The organism is Antarcticibacterium arcticum (assembly GCF_007993795.1).
Classification (GTDB): Bacteria; Bacteroidota; Bacteroidia; order Flavobacteriales; family Flavobacteriaceae; genus Gillisia; species Gillisia arctica.
Genome location: NZ_CP042476.1, coordinates 1647172 through 1666692, shown reverse-complemented (window position 1 = coordinate 1666692; position 19521 = coordinate 1647172). Strand labels below are relative to the sequence as shown.

The 19521-nt window shown below is 41.3% G+C and carries 20 protein-coding genes and 1 other RNA gene; 10 read left to right on the top strand and 11 right to left on the bottom strand.

Going from position 1 to position 19521, the window contains the following annotated elements; genetic code table 11:
- Positions 1–98: 98 nt before the first annotated feature.
- From FK178_RS07495 to FK178_RS07475, 5 genes are read right to left on the bottom strand one after another with little or no spacing between them, the layout of a single operon-like run.
- Positions 99–908: a TPM domain-containing protein gene (locus tag FK178_RS07495; protein WP_146832985.1), complete on the bottom strand. Its 810-nt coding sequence runs from the start codon at positions 906–908 to the stop codon at positions 99–101.
- On the bottom strand, positions 892–1344 hold the full coding sequence (locus tag FK178_RS07490; protein ID WP_146832982.1) for a TPM domain-containing protein: 453 nt from the start codon (positions 1342–1344) through the stop codon (positions 892–894). The genes FK178_RS07495 and FK178_RS07490 overlap by 17 nt, the downstream gene beginning before the upstream one ends.
- A 12-nt stretch (positions 1345–1356) precedes the next feature.
- The gene (locus tag FK178_RS07485) at positions 1357–1953 is read right to left on the bottom strand and encodes a LemA family protein (RefSeq protein ID WP_146832979.1); all 597 of its coding nucleotides are present in this window, start codon (positions 1951–1953) and stop codon (positions 1357–1359) included.
- 1 nt (position 1954) lies between these two features.
- On the bottom strand, positions 1955–2284 hold the full coding sequence (locus FK178_RS07480; protein ID WP_146832976.1) for a MerR family transcriptional regulator: 330 nt from the start codon (positions 2282–2284) through the stop codon (positions 1955–1957).
- Positions 2284–3261: a M23 family metallopeptidase gene (locus FK178_RS07475; protein WP_146832973.1), complete on the bottom strand. Its 978-nt coding sequence runs from the start codon at positions 3259–3261 to the stop codon at positions 2284–2286. Before FK178_RS07475 ends, FK178_RS07480 begins: the two co-directional genes overlap by 1 nt.
- A gap of 132 nt (positions 3262–3393) precedes the next feature.
- Here FK178_RS07475 and alaS point away from each other — a divergent pair, with 132 nt between their 5' ends.
- The 3 genes from alaS (at position 3394) to FK178_RS07460 (ending at position 8266) form a co-directional block, all read left to right on the top strand.
- Entirely contained in the window at positions 3394–6006 is a 2613-nt protein-coding gene (gene alaS / locus FK178_RS07470) for an alanine--tRNA ligase (RefSeq protein ID WP_146832970.1), read from the top strand.
- Positions 6007–6054: 48 nt separating this feature from the next.
- Positions 6055–7014 carry a GSCFA domain-containing protein gene (locus tag FK178_RS07465; RefSeq protein ID WP_146832967.1) on the top strand — a complete coding sequence of 320 codons (960 nt, stop codon included), beginning with the start codon at positions 6055–6057 and terminating at the stop codon, positions 7012–7014.
- A 637-nt stretch (positions 7015–7651) separates the two neighbouring features.
- Positions 7652–8266: a DUF4230 domain-containing protein gene (locus tag FK178_RS07460; protein ID WP_146832964.1), complete on the top strand. Its 615-nt coding sequence runs from the start codon at positions 7652–7654 to the stop codon at positions 8264–8266.
- A 23-nt stretch (positions 8267–8289) separates the two neighbouring features.
- Here FK178_RS07460 and FK178_RS07455 read toward each other — a convergent pair whose 3' ends face one another.
- From FK178_RS07455 to FK178_RS07445, 3 genes are all read right to left on the bottom strand, one after another.
- Entirely contained in the window at positions 8290–10044 is a 1755-nt protein-coding gene (locus FK178_RS07455; protein WP_146832961.1) for an aromatic amino acid hydroxylase, read from the bottom strand.
- 113 nt (positions 10045–10157) lie between these two features.
- On the bottom strand, positions 10158–10697 hold the full coding sequence (locus FK178_RS07450) for a DUF4136 domain-containing protein (protein ID WP_146832958.1): 540 nt from the start codon (positions 10695–10697) through the stop codon (positions 10158–10160).
- A gap of 24 nt (positions 10698–10721) precedes the next feature.
- Entirely contained in the window at positions 10722–12746 is a 2025-nt protein-coding gene (locus FK178_RS07445) for a urocanate hydratase (RefSeq protein WP_146832955.1), read from the bottom strand.
- Between the two features lie 142 nt (positions 12747–12888).
- Between FK178_RS07445 and FK178_RS07440 the strand changes: the two genes are divergently transcribed.
- Positions 12889–13344 carry a copper resistance protein NlpE gene (locus FK178_RS07440; RefSeq protein WP_146832952.1) on the top strand — a complete coding sequence of 152 codons (456 nt, stop codon included), beginning with the start codon at positions 12889–12891 and terminating at the stop codon, positions 13342–13344.
- Between the two features lie 16 nt (positions 13345–13360).
- On the opposite strand, the gene FK178_RS15460 is transcribed toward FK178_RS07440, so the two are convergent.
- Positions 13361–13531 (bottom strand): DUF5522 domain-containing protein, encoded by a 171-nt coding sequence (locus FK178_RS15460; protein ID WP_168194570.1) that lies wholly within the window; start codon positions 13529–13531, stop codon positions 13361–13363.
- Between the two features lie 32 nt (positions 13532–13563).
- Between FK178_RS15460 and FK178_RS07435 the strand changes: the two genes are divergently transcribed.
- The 4 genes from FK178_RS07435 to hemL are packed head-to-tail and all read left to right on the top strand — an operon-like array spanning position 13564 to position 16965.
- Positions 13564–13902 (top strand): hypothetical protein, encoded by a 339-nt coding sequence (locus tag FK178_RS07435; protein WP_146832949.1) that lies wholly within the window; start codon positions 13564–13566, stop codon positions 13900–13902.
- 33 nt (positions 13903–13935) lie between these two features.
- Complete coding sequence (locus FK178_RS07430; RefSeq protein WP_146832946.1) at positions 13936–14880, top strand: 1-aminocyclopropane-1-carboxylate deaminase/D-cysteine desulfhydrase; 945 nt, start codon at positions 13936–13938, stop codon at positions 14878–14880.
- A complete protein-coding gene (locus FK178_RS07425; RefSeq protein ID WP_146832943.1) occupies positions 14880–15665 on the top strand; it encodes a glucosaminidase domain-containing protein in 786 nt (261 codons plus the stop codon). The genes FK178_RS07430 and FK178_RS07425 overlap by 1 nt, the downstream gene beginning before the upstream one ends.
- A gap of 13 nt (positions 15666–15678) precedes the next feature.
- Entirely contained in the window at positions 15679–16965 is a 1287-nt protein-coding gene (gene hemL, locus FK178_RS07420) for a glutamate-1-semialdehyde 2,1-aminomutase (RefSeq protein WP_146832940.1), read from the top strand.
- Between the two features lie 12 nt (positions 16966–16977).
- On the opposite strand, the gene FK178_RS07415 is transcribed toward hemL, so the two are convergent.
- A complete protein-coding gene (locus FK178_RS07415; RefSeq protein WP_146832937.1) occupies positions 16978–17382 on the bottom strand; it encodes an acyl-CoA thioesterase in 405 nt (134 codons plus the stop codon).
- Positions 17379–18434, bottom strand: coding sequence for a glutaminyl-peptide cyclotransferase (locus FK178_RS07410; protein WP_146832934.1), 1056 nt, complete (start codon positions 18432–18434; stop codon positions 17379–17381). Before FK178_RS07410 ends, FK178_RS07415 begins: the two co-directional genes overlap by 4 nt.
- 87 nt (positions 18435–18521) lie before the next feature.
- Here FK178_RS07410 and ffs point away from each other — a divergent pair.
- Positions 18522–18620, top strand: an RNA gene (ffs, locus tag FK178_RS07405) — signal recognition particle sRNA small type.
- 41 nt (positions 18621–18661) lie between these two features.
- Entirely contained in the window at positions 18662–19480 is an 819-nt protein-coding gene (locus FK178_RS07400) for an SDR family oxidoreductase (RefSeq protein WP_146832931.1), read from the top strand.
- Positions 19481–19521 lie beyond the last annotated feature (41 nt).

Sequence of the window (19521 nt, the reverse complement as noted above, 5' to 3'; positions counted from 1 at the left end):
AGCTTCTAGATTCTAGATTTTACCGTCTAACGTCTAACGACTAAAGACTAATGACTCCTCACTACTCAATACTCAATACTCAATACTCACTACTAAAACTACCAGCTTCCCCCGGCACCGCCGCCACCAAAGCCTCCACCGCCGAAGCCACCACCAAATCCTCCGCCGCCGCCAAAGCCACCGCCACCACCAAAGCCACCACTGCCGCCTCCAAATCCGCCGCGGCCAAGGCTGCTTAGAATAATAACGTCCAGCAGGGAGCCACCCATGCCTCTCCGGCTTCCGGGGCCACCTTTCCCTTTGTTCTTATTGCTTAATGAGAAAAGGAAGATTAGGAAAAAGATCCCCAGGATAAGTAAATGTACAGGTATACCAGTTCCGCCCGATGATTTTGGGCGTGAACCCTGAAATGTTCCGTTAAGGACCTGGAAGATCGCCGAGGTCCCTTTGTCCAACCCGCCATAATAGCTGTTAGTGCGAAATTCAGGTAAAATGATGTTTTCAATAATGTCTTTGGTTGTAGCATCGGTAAGATATTCCTCGAGGCCATACCCGGTAGTGATCCATATTTTTCTATCGCCTTCTGAAAGAAGTATCAGCAATCCATTATCTTCCTTTGCCTGTCCAATTCCCCAGGCGTGCGCCCATTCGGCCGCATAAATTCCTTCATATTCTCCTTCAAGGGATTTTATGGTCACAACAACGATTTGCGTTGAAGTGGTATCGGCATAATTGATAAGCTTTTGCTCCAGCATTTGCTCTTCCGAAGCTGTTAGCACATCTGCCTCATCATAAACACTGGTCTGGTTGGAAGGCCTGGGCGGGATTTCCCGTTGGGCAAAGCCCGGCAGGGAATAGGCAATTATTAAAAATAAGGTAAATAAGAGTAATTTATTCCTTTGTCGCATTTCCTCTGGATATGGTGTTGGGGAGTTCATTAATATTTTCACTCCATGGGAAATGGGCTTTTAACTGCTCACCGGCTTTTAAGATCCCTTCAATAAGTCCCTGTTTATAATTGCCCTCTTTAAACCTTGCAACGATGATATCTTTGGTACTTTCCCAAAAATCGGTTGGCACTACATCATTGATACCTTTATCGCCATAGATGACAAAATCGCGGTCTTCTACCGCCACATAAATTAGCACCCCATTGGAAAGCTTGGTATTGTCCATTTTCAGCAGATGGAAGACCTCCATAGACCGCTCAAAAATATCTTTATCTCCATGAGATTTTTCAAGGTGAACCCTTATCTCGCCAGAGGTTTCACTTTCGGCCAGTCGTATGGCCTCAATTACTTCTCCTTCCTCTTTGGCTGAAAGAAAGTCTTCTACTTTGCTCATGGAAATTATATCTTAGAAATTAAAATCTACCTCGGGGGCATTCTCAGATCCCGCATCGGCTTCGTAACGTGCCATTTGATCAAATCCAAACATTCCGGCAAACATGGAATTCGGGAATTTACGTATGTAGGTATTGTATTCCCTCACAGAGGCATTATACCTGTCCCGGGCCACATTGATCCTGTTCTCTGTACCTTCCAGCTGTGATTGCAATTGCAGGAAATTTTGATTTGCCTTTATATCAGGATAACGCTCTACTGTAACTAATAATCTTGATAAAGCAGAGGATACCCCGCTTTGGGCCTGCTGGAATTGCGCTAATTGTTCCGGGGTGATATTGGAGGGATCTACTGTAACCTGGGTTGCTCTTGATCTTGCTTCAATAACATCTGTAAGTGTACCTCTTTCAAAATCTGCAGCTCCCTGTACGGTATTGACCAGATTGGTAATAAGGTCATTTCTTCGCTGGTACGAGCTTTCCACATTGGCCCATGCCAAACGTGCATCTTCCTGCTTTTCAATTGCAGTATTGTTAAAACCAACGGTTAAACTATAAACAATAATTCCAAGAACTACTATTACAATTACAGGGATTAGCCAGTTTTTCATTTTAAAGATTGTTTTTCAGGTTAGTTAGTTCGGCTTTGACGCCTTGTAGTTTTCTTATTATTTCAAAGTTAGTAAGAGTTTTTTTCTTTTCCTCCTTTAAATGTGTTTTTGCGCCTTCCAGGGTAAACCCACGCTCTTTTACCAGGTGATAGATCAATTCCAGATTTTTAATGTCCTGTGGAGTGAACAACCGGTTACCTTTAGCGTTCTTTTTAGGTTTTAAAGCTTCAAACTCTTTTTCCCAGAATCTAATAAGTGATGTGTTTACGCCAAAAGCTTCAGCTACCTCGCCAATGGCATAATATCGTTTTTCCGGTAGATTTATATGCATTAATCCAGAGATTGGTTTTCCTGTTGTGCCTGTTGTAATACCTGGTCAAATTCTTCCGGAGAAAGATTTCCGTAGTAGAAATTGATAGGGTTAATCCTTTCTCCATCCTTATAGATCTCATAGTGAAGGTGTGGCGCTTCAGAGCGGCCGGTACTTCCAACAAAACCTATAACATCCCCGCGTTTCACCCGCTGGCCAACCCGCACATTGTATTTGTATAAATGAGCATAAAGACTGGTATAACCATAGCCGTGATCCAGCCTTATGTGGTTTCCATACCCTGTTGCCCTGTTATCTGCCCGCTCAATTCGCCCATCTCCGGTGGCATATACCGGCGTACCCCTGGGAGCTGTAAAGTCCATCCCATAATGGAATTTTTTTACCTTGGTAAAAGGGTCATTTCTCCATCCAAACCCCGAGGCGATCCTTTTAAGATTCTCATTACGCACCGGCTGTATTGCTGGAATGGCAGAGAGCAACTGTTCCTTTTCCTTGGCCAGCTCGGCAATTTCATCCAGGGACCTGGACTGTACCACTATTTGCTTGGTGAGTATATCCATACGCTGGGTGGTTTCCATGATAAGTTTTGAGTTATCATAGCCTTCCAGGTTCCTGTAGCGGTTTACCCCACCAAAACCTGCCCTGCGCTGTTCTTCGGGAATGGGATTAGATTCAAAATATAGTCTGTATATATTATTGTCACGGTCCTCAATATTGCCAAGCACATCCTGGATCTGATCCATTTTGCGGTTTAGCATTCCATACTGCAATTGCATATTGGTAAGTTCCCGTTTTAATGCTTTCTCCTTAGGAGTTTGTATTTGAGGTAAATTTAGATAAACAACCAGTAAAATAAAGGCCGCCAGGAATATTGCTACCAGGCTTAATAGGGCAATTCCCAACCTTCGGCCCTTTTTGCGCTCGATTTTTTGGTAAGAAAGTGTTTCGCTATCGTAATAATATTTAACCTTCGACATAAATTAAAATTATGCTATTTTTGCGGGTATTAGCAATCGCAAAAATCTTGCAGAGCTAATGAGAAACGAACAAATATAAAAATTGTTTTCTCACCGGCATAATTTAATAATCATTAGACCTTAATAGGCATTATGAAATCTAAGGAGATACGCTCTACATATCTCGACTTTTTTAAGTCGAAATCGCATACCATTGTTCCATCTGCACCTATGGTTATTAAGGATGACCCCACCTTAATGTTTACCAATGCGGGAATGAACCAGTTCAAGGAATATTTTTTAGGTAATACGGTGCCAAAATATCCACGTATCACAGATACCCAAAAGTGTTTAAGAGTAAGCGGTAAGCATAATGACCTGGAGGAGGTGGGGATGGATACCTATCACCATACTATGTTTGAAATGCTGGGTAACTGGAGCTTTGGAGATTATTTTAAAAAGGAGGCTATTGAGTGGGCATGGGAATTGTTAACCCAGGTATACGGGATAGATAAGGAGATCCTGTATGTTTCGGTATTTGAGGGAAGTGAAGAGGATAATCTGGATATGGACCATGAAGCCCTGGAACTTTGGAAAAAAATAGTTCCGGAAGAGCGCATTATTTTCGGAAATAAAAAAGATAATTTCTGGGAGATGGGAGATCAGGGTCCCTGTGGACCTTCTTCTGAAATTCACGTAGATATACGTTCTGCGGAAGAGAAAGCAAAAATACCGGGGCGTAGCCTTGTAAATGCAGATCATCCCCAGGTTGTTGAAATCTGGAACCTTGTATTTATTGAATTTAACCGAAAGGCGAACGGAAGTCTGGAAAAATTACCCGCTCAACATGTAGATACCGGGATGGGCTTTGAAAGGCTGTGTATGGTACTTCAGGATAAAAAATCCAATTATGATACCGATGTTTTTACGCCTCTCATTCAAAGTATTGAAAAGGTTACAGGAACTGTATATGGTAAAGATGAGAAGACAGATATCGCGGTAAGGGTAATCGCAGATCACCTGCGGGCGGTTTCTTTTTCTATTGCAGATGGGCAGCTCCCCGGAAATACCGGTGCGGGATATGTGATAAGAAGGATACTTAGAAGGGCCATACGTTACGGCTTTACCTTCCTTGATACCAAGGAGCCTTTTATTTATAAACTGGTGGATACCCTTAGCACCCAGATGGGCGAATCCTTCCCGGAATTAAAGTCTCAAAAGACCCTTGTAGAAAATGTGATAAGGGAAGAGGAGCAATCTTTTTTAAGAACCCTGGACCAGGGACTGGTATTGCTTGAAAATATAATTGAAAAAACTGAAGGTAAAACAGTATCGGGGAAAAAGGCCTTTGAACTATATGACACATTTGGTTTTCCTATAGATTTAACAGCGCTTATCCTACGGGAACGAGGCTATGACCTGGATGAAAAGGAATTCAATGAGGAATTACAACAACAAAAAAACCGATCCAGGGCGGCCTCGGTAGTAACTGCGGGTGACTGGCAAATACTTGGAAATGAGAAGGAAATTCCCTTTGTGGGATACGATACTTTGGAAGCGGGGGTAAAATTAACCCGGTACAGGAAAGTGGACAGCAAGAAAGACGGTGAGTTGTACCAGTTGGTTTTTGATAACACCCCTTTTTACCCAGAAGGTGGGGGACAGGTTGGGGATAAAGGGATTTTAATTACCCCAGCTGGTGAAAATATAAAGATCACCGATACCAAAAAAGAGAACAACCTGATCATTCATTTTTCCAAAAATCTGCCGGATGATGTGAACGCGAATTTTATGGCGGTGGTAGATCAAAGTAAAAGGCTGAGAACCCAGGCAAATCATTCGGCTACGCACCTGCTTCACCAGGGACTACGACTTGTGCTGGGGACCCACGTAGAACAAAAAGGTTCTATGGTAAACCACGACCATTTAAGATTTGATTTTTCCCACTTCAGTAAAGTTTCTACAGAAGAATTAAGGCAGGTTGAAGATTTCGTGAATGAGAAAATAAAGGAACAAATAGCACTGGATGAAAATCGTGACCTGCCATTTCAGGAAGCAGTAGACAAGGGGGCAATAGCACTTTTTGGGGAAAAATATGGAGAAACCGTAAGAGCTATCAGGTTTGGCGAATCCATTGAACTATGCGGTGGAACCCACGTGAAAAATACCGGGGACATATGGCATTTTAAGATTACGTCAGAAGGTGCTGTAGCAGCAGGAATAAGGAGAATTGAAGCCATTACCGGCGAGGCTGTTCAAAAATATTTCTCTACTCAGGAAAAACTGATGCAGGAAATTAGAACCGAACTTAAGAACACTAAAGATCCTGTGAAAGCTATAAATTCTCTTCAGGAAGAGAATAATACGCTTAAAAAGCAGATAGAGATATTGCTGCGTGATAAGGCCAAAAATCTCAAAGCAGATTTACAAAACGAATTAGAAGTTGTAAACGGGGTAAAATTTCTTGCCAAAAAAGTTGACCTGGATGCAGGAGGCATTAAGGATCTTGCATTTCAACTGGGTGATAATGTACAAAACCTGTTTCTGTTGCTGGCGAGTGAGCAGGATGGAAAAGCCCTGTTATCCTGTTATATTTCAAAAGAACTTGTAGCAGAGAGAGACCTGAATGCCGGGAAGGTTGTGAAAGACCTTGGAAGATTTATCCAGGGTGGCGGTGGCGGACAGCCATTTTTTGCTACTGCCGGGGGTAAAAACCCCGCCGGTATTGAGGAAGCACTGGAAAATGCCCGTGCGATTCTGGAATAAAAACATCATATCCTTAATTTCTTAGGACTCTAAGGGTTTTTTTAAAATATGAAACTTACAACGCCGGTACCCGTAAAACCTCAGGATCCAAAAATAGATCACAATTCCAAGATCTTCTTATTGGGTTCTTGTTTTGTGGAAAATATTGGGGAACAACTTGATTATTACAAATTTCAAAATTTTCGCAATCCATTTGGGATCCTGTATCATCCTCTCATATTGGAACAATTTATTCTAAGAGCAGAAAAGGGCTTTGCATATACTGAAGAGGATATTTTCTTTCATAATGAACGCTGGCATTCATTTGCAGCCCATTCGGTGTTAAGTGATCCTGAAAAAGACAGGTTTTTAAACCGGCTGAATGAACAATCTTTGAAAAGTCTTGAATTTTTAAAATATGCCACCCATATAATTTTAACCCTTGGAACTTCCTGGGTTTACAAAACCCGTGAGTCAAATGAAGCAGTTGCCAATTGTCACAAACTGCCCCAACATAATTTCCACAAAGAAATAACCTCCGTTGAAGAATTAGAAAGCTCTCTTCAATCACTTATTTCCTCTTTAAAACGCCTCAATGGCAGCGCACAAATTATTTTTACAATTTCCCCGGTACGCCACCTGAAAGATGGAGTAGTGGAAAATCAGCAAAGTAAGGCGCATTTAATAAGTGCCCTTCATCAGGTTTTGAATATACCGGAGGCACCAGCGGTATATTTTCCTTCCTATGAAATTATGATAGATGAATTGAGGGATTACCGTTTTTATGCGGAAGATATGTTGCATCCTAATGCGACCGCCATCAGGTTTATATGGTATAAATTCATTACCGCCTGGTGTACGGAAGAAACCGTAAATATTTTAAAGGAAATTGAACAAATTCAAAGAGGACTTTCCCATCGCCCTTTCAACAAAAACTCCCTTGCCCACCAGAATTTTTTGAGCGATCTTAAGAATAAGATAGAATTATTGATTTCCCAATTTCCTCATATAAATTTTAAAGAGGCTTAGGTTTTAATTAACAGAAGCCTTCGTAAAAATAGCAATAAATTAATTTTTAGCGGTAATAATCTGATAATGAATCGGTTAATTTTCCTGTTATAAGAAATGGTTGTTGCAAGCGGCCTTTCTCATATTATAATAATGTTTCAAACTTTGTTGGGGTACAAGATTGAGACAGCAGAATGGGCGGTGGGGATCGTCCATTCTGCGTTTATAGTAGATTTCTGCTGCGGTTCTGGTGCAGGTTTAGGAACATCCGGAGGAGTGGATTTTTATTTTTATAGAAATGTAAATTTGACATTTTTAATAAAATCATTATTTTTATATTATTAATTCAATGTTTCTTTCCTGATGTTGTTATATACATTGTAAAAACCTTTACTTAACAAAAATTTAATTCTTGTTTTAACAATTTTTTTTTGCAGGACTGGAAAATAATTGTATTTTTATATAAGCTTAAAAGGATAATAAAGAAATCTTTAGGGTCTTTTTTAGCGAAGTTTCTAAAATTTGTTGGGGTAGATTTTAGACTTAAAAGTAAATAGACGGGTGGGGCCGTCTATTTGCATTTATATACTTTACCAATCACTTTCTTGCAGGTTCAACTGCTCCCCAAGAATTTGTATCTTTATCAAAAATTGTTAAAATGAGGAAGATCATCCCAATCCTGCTACTTTTAATTGCGGCATTTTTTGCCTGGAAATATTTTGAAACAAAAACTAATGAACGAGATCAATTAACCGAAAGCACAGATCTTATTCAAAAACAAATTAAAAATGTAGGGAAGTTGGTTGTTACAGAAGGGAATTTTGCCCAGGTATATTCCTATAATGATTCAAAACGGTTTTACTTTGATGTGCTTTCTGCCCGGAAAAAAGCCCTGATTATAGTAAATGCGCAAGTTACTGTAGCTTACGATCTTAGTAAACTTCAAACTGAGGTAAATCCCGAGACCAAAACCGTTACTATTACTTATATTCCTGAAGAAGAGATCACGATTAACCCGAATATTCAATATTATGATGTTACCCAGGATTATTTGAATCAATTTGAAGCCAAAGATTACAACAAGATCCAGGAGCGTATAAAAAAATCAATAACCGAAAAGATCGAAAAGTCATCTTTAAAAACGAATGCTAAAAACCGGTTGGTAAGTGAGCTTCAAAAGATCTATATTTTAACCAATTCAATGGGATGGACCCTTGAGTATAATGGGAATACTATTCAAAGTTCAGAAGCTCTGGAAACAATAAAAACCTAACTCAAAAAAATTTAGGGACCTTATCACGCGACAATATTGGAATCTACAAGTTCCATTCCGCCGTCTATCAAATGACTTACATCTGGACGGGTAATTTTAATTTTCTCGAGGTGTTCCTTTATTTCTGCAGCAAATTTTGGTTCCCTGTCGAACACAAGTTCATAGATCTCCACGGGTAGCAACCAGTCCCGGGAATGATATTTCTTAAGTATATCAAACACGGCGTGTAATGAGAATTTGGTGTTTTCACCATTCCTGATATTTCTCACAGATAAGTATAATGCTTCCAGTTCTTCCTTTTCAGGAGTTCTTTTGCTTTTTATTGTGGTACTGGACGGGGTATGGGTAATAAGATTAAAGGAATAAGGATCTGCAGGGCCTGCAAATGCCGATACTATTTGTTTCCCGATTGCCATATCATAATTTCCCCATTCCGGCCTGAATAATATTTCATCAAAGTAAGTAACAGTACAGTTCTTAAGGCTAATTAAAATAATTTTTCCCTGTAGATTTCTGCTGCCGGTGATTATCTCACCTTTCACAACAATGCCTCCTTCAAACTCAAAGCTTATCTTTTCGCCTTCATAAATATCATAGGCCCTTAAGTCCCGGGGGCTCATATCTTCAATAGCCAGATTGATCCCTTTTAGTTTTCCAACAGGGGATCCAAAACCTTTGGGATGATTGTTTACACCATGACCAACCAATTCCTTTTCTCTGGAGGAAAGGGCTGTCTCTCCGCTTGTCTGGAAATATACAGGTTGGCCCTTCTGTGATATTACACGGGTAAAATCTCCGGAGATCTGTATCCCCGTGCTTAATTCTATAGTACCAATATTCCTGGATTCAATCAATTTATTGATACCCTCCAGGCCACCGGTGCGCAGCGCCATGGAGTTTGCAAATTCCTCCAGTACCATATTTAAATGGGCAAAATCCGGAGTTACATATAATTGCGGCTGGGGTTTGGTTATATCAAAATCCTGTTTCGCAGCTTCAAGAGTATAAGGTATTTTCTTCACCTTATCTGTCATACACCATGCACTTTCCCCAATGGAGGATAAAAGCCCGGCGCCATAGATCTTGGGATCCTCCGGCGTTCCAATCAATCCATATTCAACCGTCCACCAATGCAGATTTCTTATTTGAGCCATTTCACTTTGAACACCCATATTATTCTGAAGGTATTCCACCTTTTCTTCAGCTTTTTTTATCTCTTCTTCAGGAGTATCCTCGGCTTCTTTTATAATGGAAAGATGTCTTATCGCCTCATACATTTCATAATCCCTTGCGCTCGAGATCGCCTTGCACCCTATTTCTCCAAATCTACGCAGGTATTCGGCGTATTCAGGATTTGCAATAATTGGTGCGTGGCCTGCACCCTCATGAATAATATCCGGGGCGGGGGTGTATTCAATATGGTCCAGCTGCCTTATGTCGCTGGCAATTACCAGTACGTTATAAGCCTGAAATTCCATAAAAGCTGCCGGAGGAATAAAACCGTCTACCGCAACCGCTGCCCAGCCAATTTCCTTCAAAATGCGGTTCATGCCGTACATATTGGGAATACTGTCTATAGAAATTCCGGTTTGTTTAAGTCCGTCAAGATAGGAGTGATGGGCAACTTTACTTAAATAATCCACATTTTTGCGCATTACATATCTCCATACCGCCTGATTTATAGCATTATATTCCTCATAGTTCTGAGGCTTTATAAACTGCTTTAAATGGGCAGGTAATCTATCTAAAATGGTATTTGATTCTATATTTTCCAACATAAGATTACAGTATTAACCGGGTTATAAAGATACTAAATCACAACATATTTTTGCATCGGGCAAAAAATGCTTAATTAAAAAAGCCTTCCGGAGGAGGAAGGCTTTCAAAATTTTTACCTGTTAGCGCCCGGAGGATATTTTTCCAGGATCTTCTTTACGATCTCATCAATACGTTCCTGCTTTTTATTTACTTCTTTAGCAAGGGCGGCTGTACCCATTCCCTGCCAAACCAATTGCTTGTTTTCAGCATCAATAAGGTCCAGGTAAAGGGTTCCTTCACTCGTGGTGTTTACCGTATTGCCACCTGCTCCCCAATACCAGGGGTTCCATCCCCAGCCATAGTATCCAAACATATTGTTCTGGTAAATATTGATGTTCTCTTTTGTTTTGGTAAAGATGCTTACCAAAAGATCCGGCTCTTCAGATTTTGTAAATCCTTTGGAGATCATTTCATTTTCAATTGCCCGTAAGATCCTTCTTTTATCCAGATCAGATATTTCGGCTTTATCAATGCCGGGTTTGAAAAATGCAAAGGTTTTGTATTGTGAAAAATTTGCATTCTGGTCATAATCTGATGCTACCCTAACCGAACTGCAGGAGGTCATAAAGGCTACCAGAAGCACTAATACCGTGGTAATTTTAATAATTTTCATAAAATAAGTTTTTAGGTTTGTGGTTTACTCTAAAAATAAGGAATCTTCTACTAAATTAGGCATAGTAACTTTTAGTTTTGGTTCAAGTTCCATTGCCCTGTTTATTGAAAATACTGCTTCTTTGTTCCGGGCCCAGGAACGTCTTGCCAAACCATTATTTACATCCCAGAATAACATGGATCGTAACCTCATTTTAGACTCTCTAGAACCATCAAGAACCATACCGAACCCACCGTTAATAACCTCGCCCCAGCCTACACCGCCGCCGTTATGAATGCTTACCCAGGTGGCTCCTCTAAAGGAATCTCCTATTACATTCTGTATAGCCATATCTGCTGTAAAACTGGATCCGTCATAAATATTGGAGGTTTCCCGGTAAGGGGAATCTGTTCCTGAAACGTCGTGATGGTCCCTCCCTAGAATTACCGGGCCCAGTTCTCCTGCGGCCACTGCATCATTAAAAGCCTGGGCAATCTGGATCCTTCCCACAGCATCGGCATACAAGATGCGGGCCTTGGATCCCACTACCAGCCTGTTTTCTTTGGCACTCTTTATCCAGTGTACATTATCCTGGAGTTGGGACTGAATTTCTACCGGGGCATCTTCCTGAAGTTTTTCCAGAACTCTTGTGGCAATGGCATCACTTTTATCAAGATCTGATTCCTCTCCCGAGGCACATACCCACCTGAAAGGCCCAAAACCGTAATCAAAACACATTGGCCCCATAATATCCTGAACGTAGGAAGAGTAAGCCCAGGATGCATTTTCTTCTGTTTCAACAGGCGCACTTATAAAATCGCCCTCCTCATTTTTATAAATTTTTGCTCCGGCACGTGCTGCCTCCAGTAAAAAAGCATTTCCGTAGTCAAAGAAATAAGTTCCCTTCTTGGAATGTTTATTTATAGCATCGGTTTGTCGCCTTAGACTTTCCTGAACTTTTGCCTTAAATTTTTCAGGATCTTCAGCCATCAATTCATTGGCTTCCTCCAGACTCATTCCCACAGGATAGTAACCTCCTGCCCAGGGATTGTGCAGGGAGGTTTGATCGCTTCCAAGGTCTATATGAATGCCCTCCCTGTCCAATTCTTCCCAAACATCTACAATGTTCCCCTGGTAAGCGATAGATACCACTTCCTTATTTTTTATGGCTTCACGTACCCGTTTGGTAAGTGCCGGCAAGGTTGTAATTACCTCATCTACCCAGCCCTGGGAGTGACGGGTATTAACGGCTTTAGGATTAACCTCTGCACATACCGTAATACATCCAGCAATATTTCCGGCTTTTGGCTGTGCCCCGCTCATGCCACCAAGGCCGGAAGTAACGAAAAGCGCCCCGTCTCCCTGTTTTTTATTTATTTTCCGAAGGGCATTCAGCACGGTTATGGTTGTTCCATGAACAATTCCCTGCGGGCCAATGTACATATAGCTTCCGGCGGTCATTTGTCCGTATTGGGTTACCCCCAGTGCATTGAATTTTTCCCAATCATCGGGTTTCGAATAATTTGGGATCATCATCCCATTTGTCACCACTACCCTGGGCGCATTGGAATGAGAGGGGAAAAGCCCCATAGGATGACCCGAATAAATAACAAGCGTTTGATCTTCCTCCATTTCGGCGAGGTATTTCATTACGAGTAAATACTGCGCCCAATTCTGGAACACTGCACCGTTTCCACCGTAGGTAATTAGCTCATGCGGGTGCTGGGCAACTTTTGGATCCAGGTTATTCTGGATCATAAGCATAATAGCCCTGGCCTGCAGGCACTTACCGGGATACTGGTCAACTCCCCGGGCATACATTTCATAGCCCGGCATAAAACGGTACATATAGATACGGCCATAGGTTTCAAGTTCCTGGCGAAATTCCGCTAGTAAAGCTTTATGATGTATAGGTTTAAAATACCTTAGCGCATTTCTAAGTGCAAGATTTTTTTCTTTTTCACTAAGTAATTTTTTACGGCGGGGAGCGTGATTTACCGTGGTATCATATTTGTATGGGGAAGGCAATTCAGCAGGGATGCCTTGAAGTATTTGATCCTGAAAATTCATTTCAACTTATTTTGTAAGGTTGGTGTTCAAAGTACCACAAAATTAATACTCTTTATTAAAATGAATGAGGCATTTTCTAATTTAACCCGCTTTTGGAAACCAGTAGTTATCAGGCTTACATAATTTAAAAAATATACATTATATGAAATATCTTTTACTCAGCATCCTCTCCCTGTTTTTGTTTACCTCATGTCAAAATCCTTCGCAAAATAAAACAACTGTTGCCGACCTGCCCATGGAATATAATCCATTGGCAGATGGGCATAATTCCCGTAATTCTCTTGACTGGGCGGGAACTTATAGTGGAGTGCTTTCCTGCAAAGATTGCCGGGCAGTAGAAACCTATATTACCCTGAATGCAGATAACAGTTTCAATTTAACAAGAATATACCTGGAAACTGAGGTAGATACATTTGAGGTTATAAAGACTGATGGTACTTTTACCTGGAATGAAATTGGAAGTGCCATCACCCTGGAAGGATTGCAGGATGAAATGCCCAATTTTAAAGTGGGAGAACAGTTTTTAATACCGCTGGACGTTAATGGGCTGGAAGTTAGGCCCGAACCGGGGAATAACTTTAAGTTGCTAAAACAATAACAGGAAGGAAAACCCCTTATTTAAAGGAATCCGTTTTTTTGTCGTACCCATATGGGCAGTGCCTGCAGCCACTTTTGCAGCAATAACCTCTTTTAAGGTGGTACTGTTCTGTAAAACATCTGTACCCTTCAGGAGTGAGGTAATAATCGCCTTCTTCGGGAGGTAGATTTTTTTTAAAGAATTCCATTCTGCAAAAATACAAATTCTTAGCTTGCAGCTATGATCGTGGTAGTAAACAAATTTTTTTTAGGCAAAGGATTTAAAGGAGTAAGCTTGTGGCCGTTCGTAATTATTCGTGACAAAGGAATGATAACAGATGCGGTTTTTCTCAATCACGAACGCATACATTTAAAGCAACAGCTGGAACTTTTGGTAGTTCCTTTCTATTTGTGGTATACGGGAGAATTCCTCATTCGGTATTTGTTATATAGAAATGCTTATAAAGCGTATTATAATATTTCATTTGAAAGGGAGGCTTACCGCAACGAGTTTAATATGGATTATTGTTCCCAAAGGAAGGTCTGGAATTTTACAAAATATCTTTTCGCAACTTCCTGACCCCGCAGCAAAGCATTGACCTAAGGTATTTGAATGATAAAAACATTATTGGATCCTGCATTAACCCCTTCTCCGGTACAACTGGTTAAAACCTTTGATACCTCTAATATTTCGCTTTATGTAAAAAGGGAAGATCTGCTACACCCCGAAGTTTCGGGAAATAAATTCAGGAAACTTAAACACAATCTTCTGGCGGCACGGGGTCAAAACAAAGACACCCTGCTTACCTTTGGAGGTGCATTTTCCAATCATATTGCAGCCGTGGCTGCCGCGGGAAAGCTCTTTGGTTTTAAAACTATTGGCATTATAAGAGGTGAGGAACTCGCAGAAGATCTTTCTAAAACATTTTTGCAAAACCCCACGCTTAAATACGCAACATCCCGGGATATGGAACTTAAATTTATTTCCCGTGATAACTACAGAGAGAAGGATACCCCTTTGTTTATAGAAGGTCTTCTCGGGGAATTCGGAGACTTTTACCTGCTGCCAGAGGGCGGCACGAATTCCCTGGCTATAAAAGGCTGTGAGGAAATCCTGGATGAAAAGAGTACCGGTTTTGATTTCATTTGTTGTGCCGTTGGTACCGGGGGCACCATCTCTGGTATTATAAATTCATCACTTCCACATCAAAAAATTATTGGTTTCCCTGCGTTGAAAGGTAATTTCCTTAAAGATGAGATACTAAAATATACTTCCAGGAAAAACTGGAACCTTCAAAAAGAGTATCATTTTGGGGGTTATGGGAAAATTAATTCAGCGCTTATTGATTTTATAAATGATTTTCAGAAAAAATACCATATTCCCCTGGATCCCGTTTATACTGGAAAGATGTTTTTTGGTATTTTTGATCTTATTCAAAGCTCCGCATTTCCTCAAAATTCCCGTATTTTAGCCATTCATACGGGAGGATTACAGGGAAATGCAGGAATGAATAGGTTGTTAATGAAAAAAGGTCTTCCCCAAATTGATATTTTATAATGAAAATAAAACAACTCATCATACTTATTTTAGCCGGGATCTTTATTTCTTCCTGCGGAAGTAAAAAGAAAACAGTTTCTTCTGAAAGTCCTCGGGCCCAAAGAACCGAGAGTGTTGAAAGGACCCACAGGCCTGATGCCCCCGTTAAAAATTATGCTAATGTTGTTGAAGAATATATTTCAAACTTTGCGAATATAGCTCAGGAAGAAATGCGGCTGTATAAAATCCCGGCCAGTATAACCCTGGCCCAGGGGATCCTGGAATCTGGCGCAGGCCGTGGAGATCTTAGTCTTAGAGCCAATAATCATTTTGGAATAAAATGTCACGAGTGGAAAGGGGATAGGGTCTATCATGATGATGACAGTTCCCAGGAATGCTTCAGGAAATATAATGACCCCAAATATTCCTACCGTGACCATTCGCTCTTCTTATCGGAAAGAAAACGCTATGCCGGGCTTTTTGATCTCAAAATTGACGATTATGAGGGTTGGGCGAAAGGCTTAAGGAGTGCAGGTTATGCAACAGATAAACTTTACCCCAAAAAGCTTATAGATATTATTGAGCGCTACGAGCTACATAAATTTGACGAGGAGGTGTTGGGTATAAAAGGAACCTTAAGGAGATCGCCGGTAGTAGAGCGGGATGGACCTGTACATCGTGTGCAACAGGGGGACACTTTATATTCCATCGCGCGCAGGTATAACACCACGGTAGAGAATATTCAGAAAAAAAATAATTTAAGGGACACTACGATTTCCATAGGCCAGGAACTCGTGGTGCCGTAAAGATAAAATAATAATGACTTATAAAAGAAGTAGTGAGCTTTTTGCTGAAGCTCAAAAAGTAATTCCCGGGGGCGTAAATTCTCCGGTAAGGGCGTTTAATGCAGTTGGCGGGGATCCCGTTTTTATTGAACGGGCAGAAGGCGCTTATTTATATGATGTAGACGGGAATAGATATATAGATTACATTAATTCCTGGGGACCCATGATCCTTGGGCACGCTTATAAACCTGTTGTAGATGCCGTTATTGAAAAGGCGAAATTAGGAACATCCTTTGGAACACCTACCGAGATTGAAACGAGGATCGCAGAACTTGCCGTGAAATTGGTTCCTAATATAGATAAGATAAGAATGGTAAATTCAGGCACAGAGGCCTGTATGAGTGCTGTAAGGCTTGCACGCGGATTCACAAAACGGGAGAAGATCATAAAATTCGCCGGTTGCTATCACGGCCACAGCGATTCTTTTTTGATCCAGGCCGGCAGTGGCGCTGTTACCTTTGGAACTCCGAACAGCCCCGGGGTAACCCAGGGGACGGCCAAAGATACCTTACTGGCCATATTTAATGACATTGACAGCGTGCGAAAACTGGTAGAGGCTAATACAGGGGAGATCGCCTGTATAATCCTGGAGCCTGTTGCAGGGAACATGGGATGTATACCTCCACGGGACGGTTTCTTATCTGGCCTGCGCAGGTTATGCGATGAAAATGAAATTCTGTTGATATTTGATGAGGTAATGACCGGCTTCCGGCTTGCCCCTGGCGGGGTTCAGGAAAGATTCGGGATAAATGCAGATATTGTAACTTTTGGGAAGGTTATAGGAGGGGGTCTTCCTGTGGGAGCTTTTGCTGCCCGGGCAGAGATCATGGATATGCTGGCGCCAATTGGCCCTGTATATCAGGCCGGTACTCTTAGTGGGAACCCCCTGGCAATGGCTGCCGGATTGGCTATGCTAACCGAACTTGACCAAAACCGCGAGATCTTTAAAAGTATAGATGAAAAAACCGCTTACCTGCATAAAGGTATACAGGCAGCTTTGAATTCCTACAACATTCCGCATACAATTAATAGATTGGGATCTATGATATCTGTGCATTTTTGTGAAGGAGAAGTAAGCAATTTTGAGACGGCTGCCCATGGGAATAATCACACCTTTAAACAGTTCTTCCATGGAATGCTGGATAACGGGATTTATATTGCGCCCAGTGCCTTTGAAACCTGGTTTATTACTGAAGCTTTATCCTATGAAGACCTTGACGCCACTATAGAAGCGGTAAAAATAGTAGCAAAATACCTGTAATCAAATCCAGGTTTAAACATAAAAATCCCGGAACATCTCTTCAGAGATCTTCGCGGGTTTTTTTGTTTCCTGATCTATCAGGCACCAGGTTGATTTCGCAGCAATAAGGATCTTATTGGTAGCTTTATTGCGAATATTCACAAAACGTTGAGAGGTAACATGAGTGTGATCCCCTACAAAAGTTTGAAGTAAAAGTTCATCGCCATTAAAGGCCTGGCCCTTATAATCTATCTCGTGCCTGAGAACTATCCAGAAATATTTATCCCGGTACTCATTTGCCGCCCGCGTTTCCCAGTGCGCTTTGGCAACATCTTCCATCCATTGCACATAGCGCACATTATTTACGTGCTCCAGCTCGTCAAGGTCAGATTCCTTTACCCTGAGGGTTTGTTCAAATATTTGGGGGGTGTGGCTCATTTTTTAATAATCTCGACCTCAAAAAGTTTATCCCAGTTCTTTCCTGTAACGTATAGTTTTTTGGTGTTAGGATTATAGGCAATTCCATTTAGGACGTCCAGATCTGCGTGCTGTGTAACCTGATCCCGCAATCCCTGAAAATTAATTAAGCCTTCAATGGCACCGTTTTCAGGATTAATAATTGCAACCCCGTCCTTTTGATAGGTATTGGCATAGATCTTACCCTCAACCCATTCCAACTCGTTCAACTGCGTAGAGATTGATCTATGGGTGGTGGGCTGGATATAGGTTTCCTCTGCCAGTGTTGTGCCGTTGAGGATCCATATCTTTTCGGTGCCATCGCTCTTATAAAACCGGGTACCATCATTACACAGCCCCCAACCTTCTTTGCTCTGGTTAAATTTAAAGCTGCCCTCCTTCGCTAAAGTTGATATATCATAAATTAGACCTTCCCCCTCATTCCAGGTAAGCTGGTAGATCTTGTCATTCAGGACAGATAGGCCTTCCCCAAAATATTTATCGGCCAGGTCAATTTTTGACAGGACTTCCCCGGTTTCAAAATTTGTTTTTCTTAGGGAAGACCTTCCGTACTGCCCAGTGCTTTCATATAAAGTATCCCGATAAAATTCCAGGCCCTGGGTATAAGCCGTGCGGTCATGAGGATAGGTGTTTACAATCTTATAGGTATAAACCGTGGGTGGGGTTGAATTGTAAATCTTTACAGGAAGCTGCAGGGTGTCTTTTTCTCCTTCAGAAAAGACCATCGCCTTTATCACCTGGTTTCCCAATTTTTCATCTTTCAGCTGAAATTTCAGCATATTTCCCGAAGTTCCGGTTCCAAGATTATTTTCATTCAAAAAGAACCTAACCGAATCTATCTGGCGGTTCTTAAGATTTTTGATAGCTACTTCAACCGTTTCTCCCAGCTGATATTCGGTTTTGGAAGCTGTAAAATTAAGAGAAAAATCACTGGTTTTATTTCCGGAATTACTTCCGCAGGAAAAAAATATAAGATTTAAAATAAACAGTGACAGTAGGTTAACTTTCTTCATTGAAATATGGGAATTTACTTAGGGCTAAAATAATTAATTCAATTTAAAAAAGCCTTGTGAAATGTATCAAAGATTGTATATTTGCACCGGCAAGTCCCACACAACCAGCTCCTGCTGACTCCCCCAGGGCGGGAACGCAGCAAGGGTAAGTGGTCGTAGCGGTGTGATGTGGGTCGCTTGCCATTTTTTGTATCTGATGTTTAAATTTTATCCCATCTTTGTGGTCTATGAAAACAGATACTTCTTCTAAAGTTGTCCTTATTACAGGAGGCTCTTCCGGAATAGGAAGGTCCATAGGCGAATTCCTTCAGCATAAAAATTTCAAAGTTTACGGCACCAGTAGAAACCCCCAGACAGGGTCTGATTCCCCATTTCCCCTGGTTGCCCTTGATGTTACCAAAAAAGAGACAATTGGAGCGGCAGTAAAGCATATCCTTGAAAAAGAAGGCCGGATAGATGTTCTTATAAATAATGCCGGGGTTGGTATTACGGGCCCTATTGAGGAAACACCGGAGGAGGAGATAAAGAAAGCATTTGACACCAATTATTTTGGCCCACTGAACGTCACCAAAGCCGTACTTCCACACATGAGAGAACAGGGTGGTGGCCTTATAATTAACATAACTTCCATTGCCGGTTATATGGGGCTTCCTTACCGCGGGATTTACTCTGCCACCAAAGGAGCGCTCGAGCTCACAACCGAAGCTTTCAGGATGGAATTAAAAGATTTTAATATAAAAATGACCAATGTGGCACCCGGAGATTTTGCTACCAATATAGCGGCCGGGAGATATCACGCGCCGGTCATGGATAATTCACCTTATAAGGCAGCCTATAAAAATACGCTGGAGATAATGAACCAACATGTAGATTCTGGAAAAGATCCGCAAGTTATGGCAAGGGCAATTCTCAAGATCATTCAAACTCCCAATCCCCGCGGCCATTATAAAGTAGGAGAGCCATTGCAAAAATTCTCTATTGCCCTAAAAAGGATCCTTCCGGATAAAGTGTATGAGAAAATGTTGCTAAAACATTATAAATTGTAAATTTGTGACTCTCTTTAGACATTGGTTCTAAAGCCTTGAAA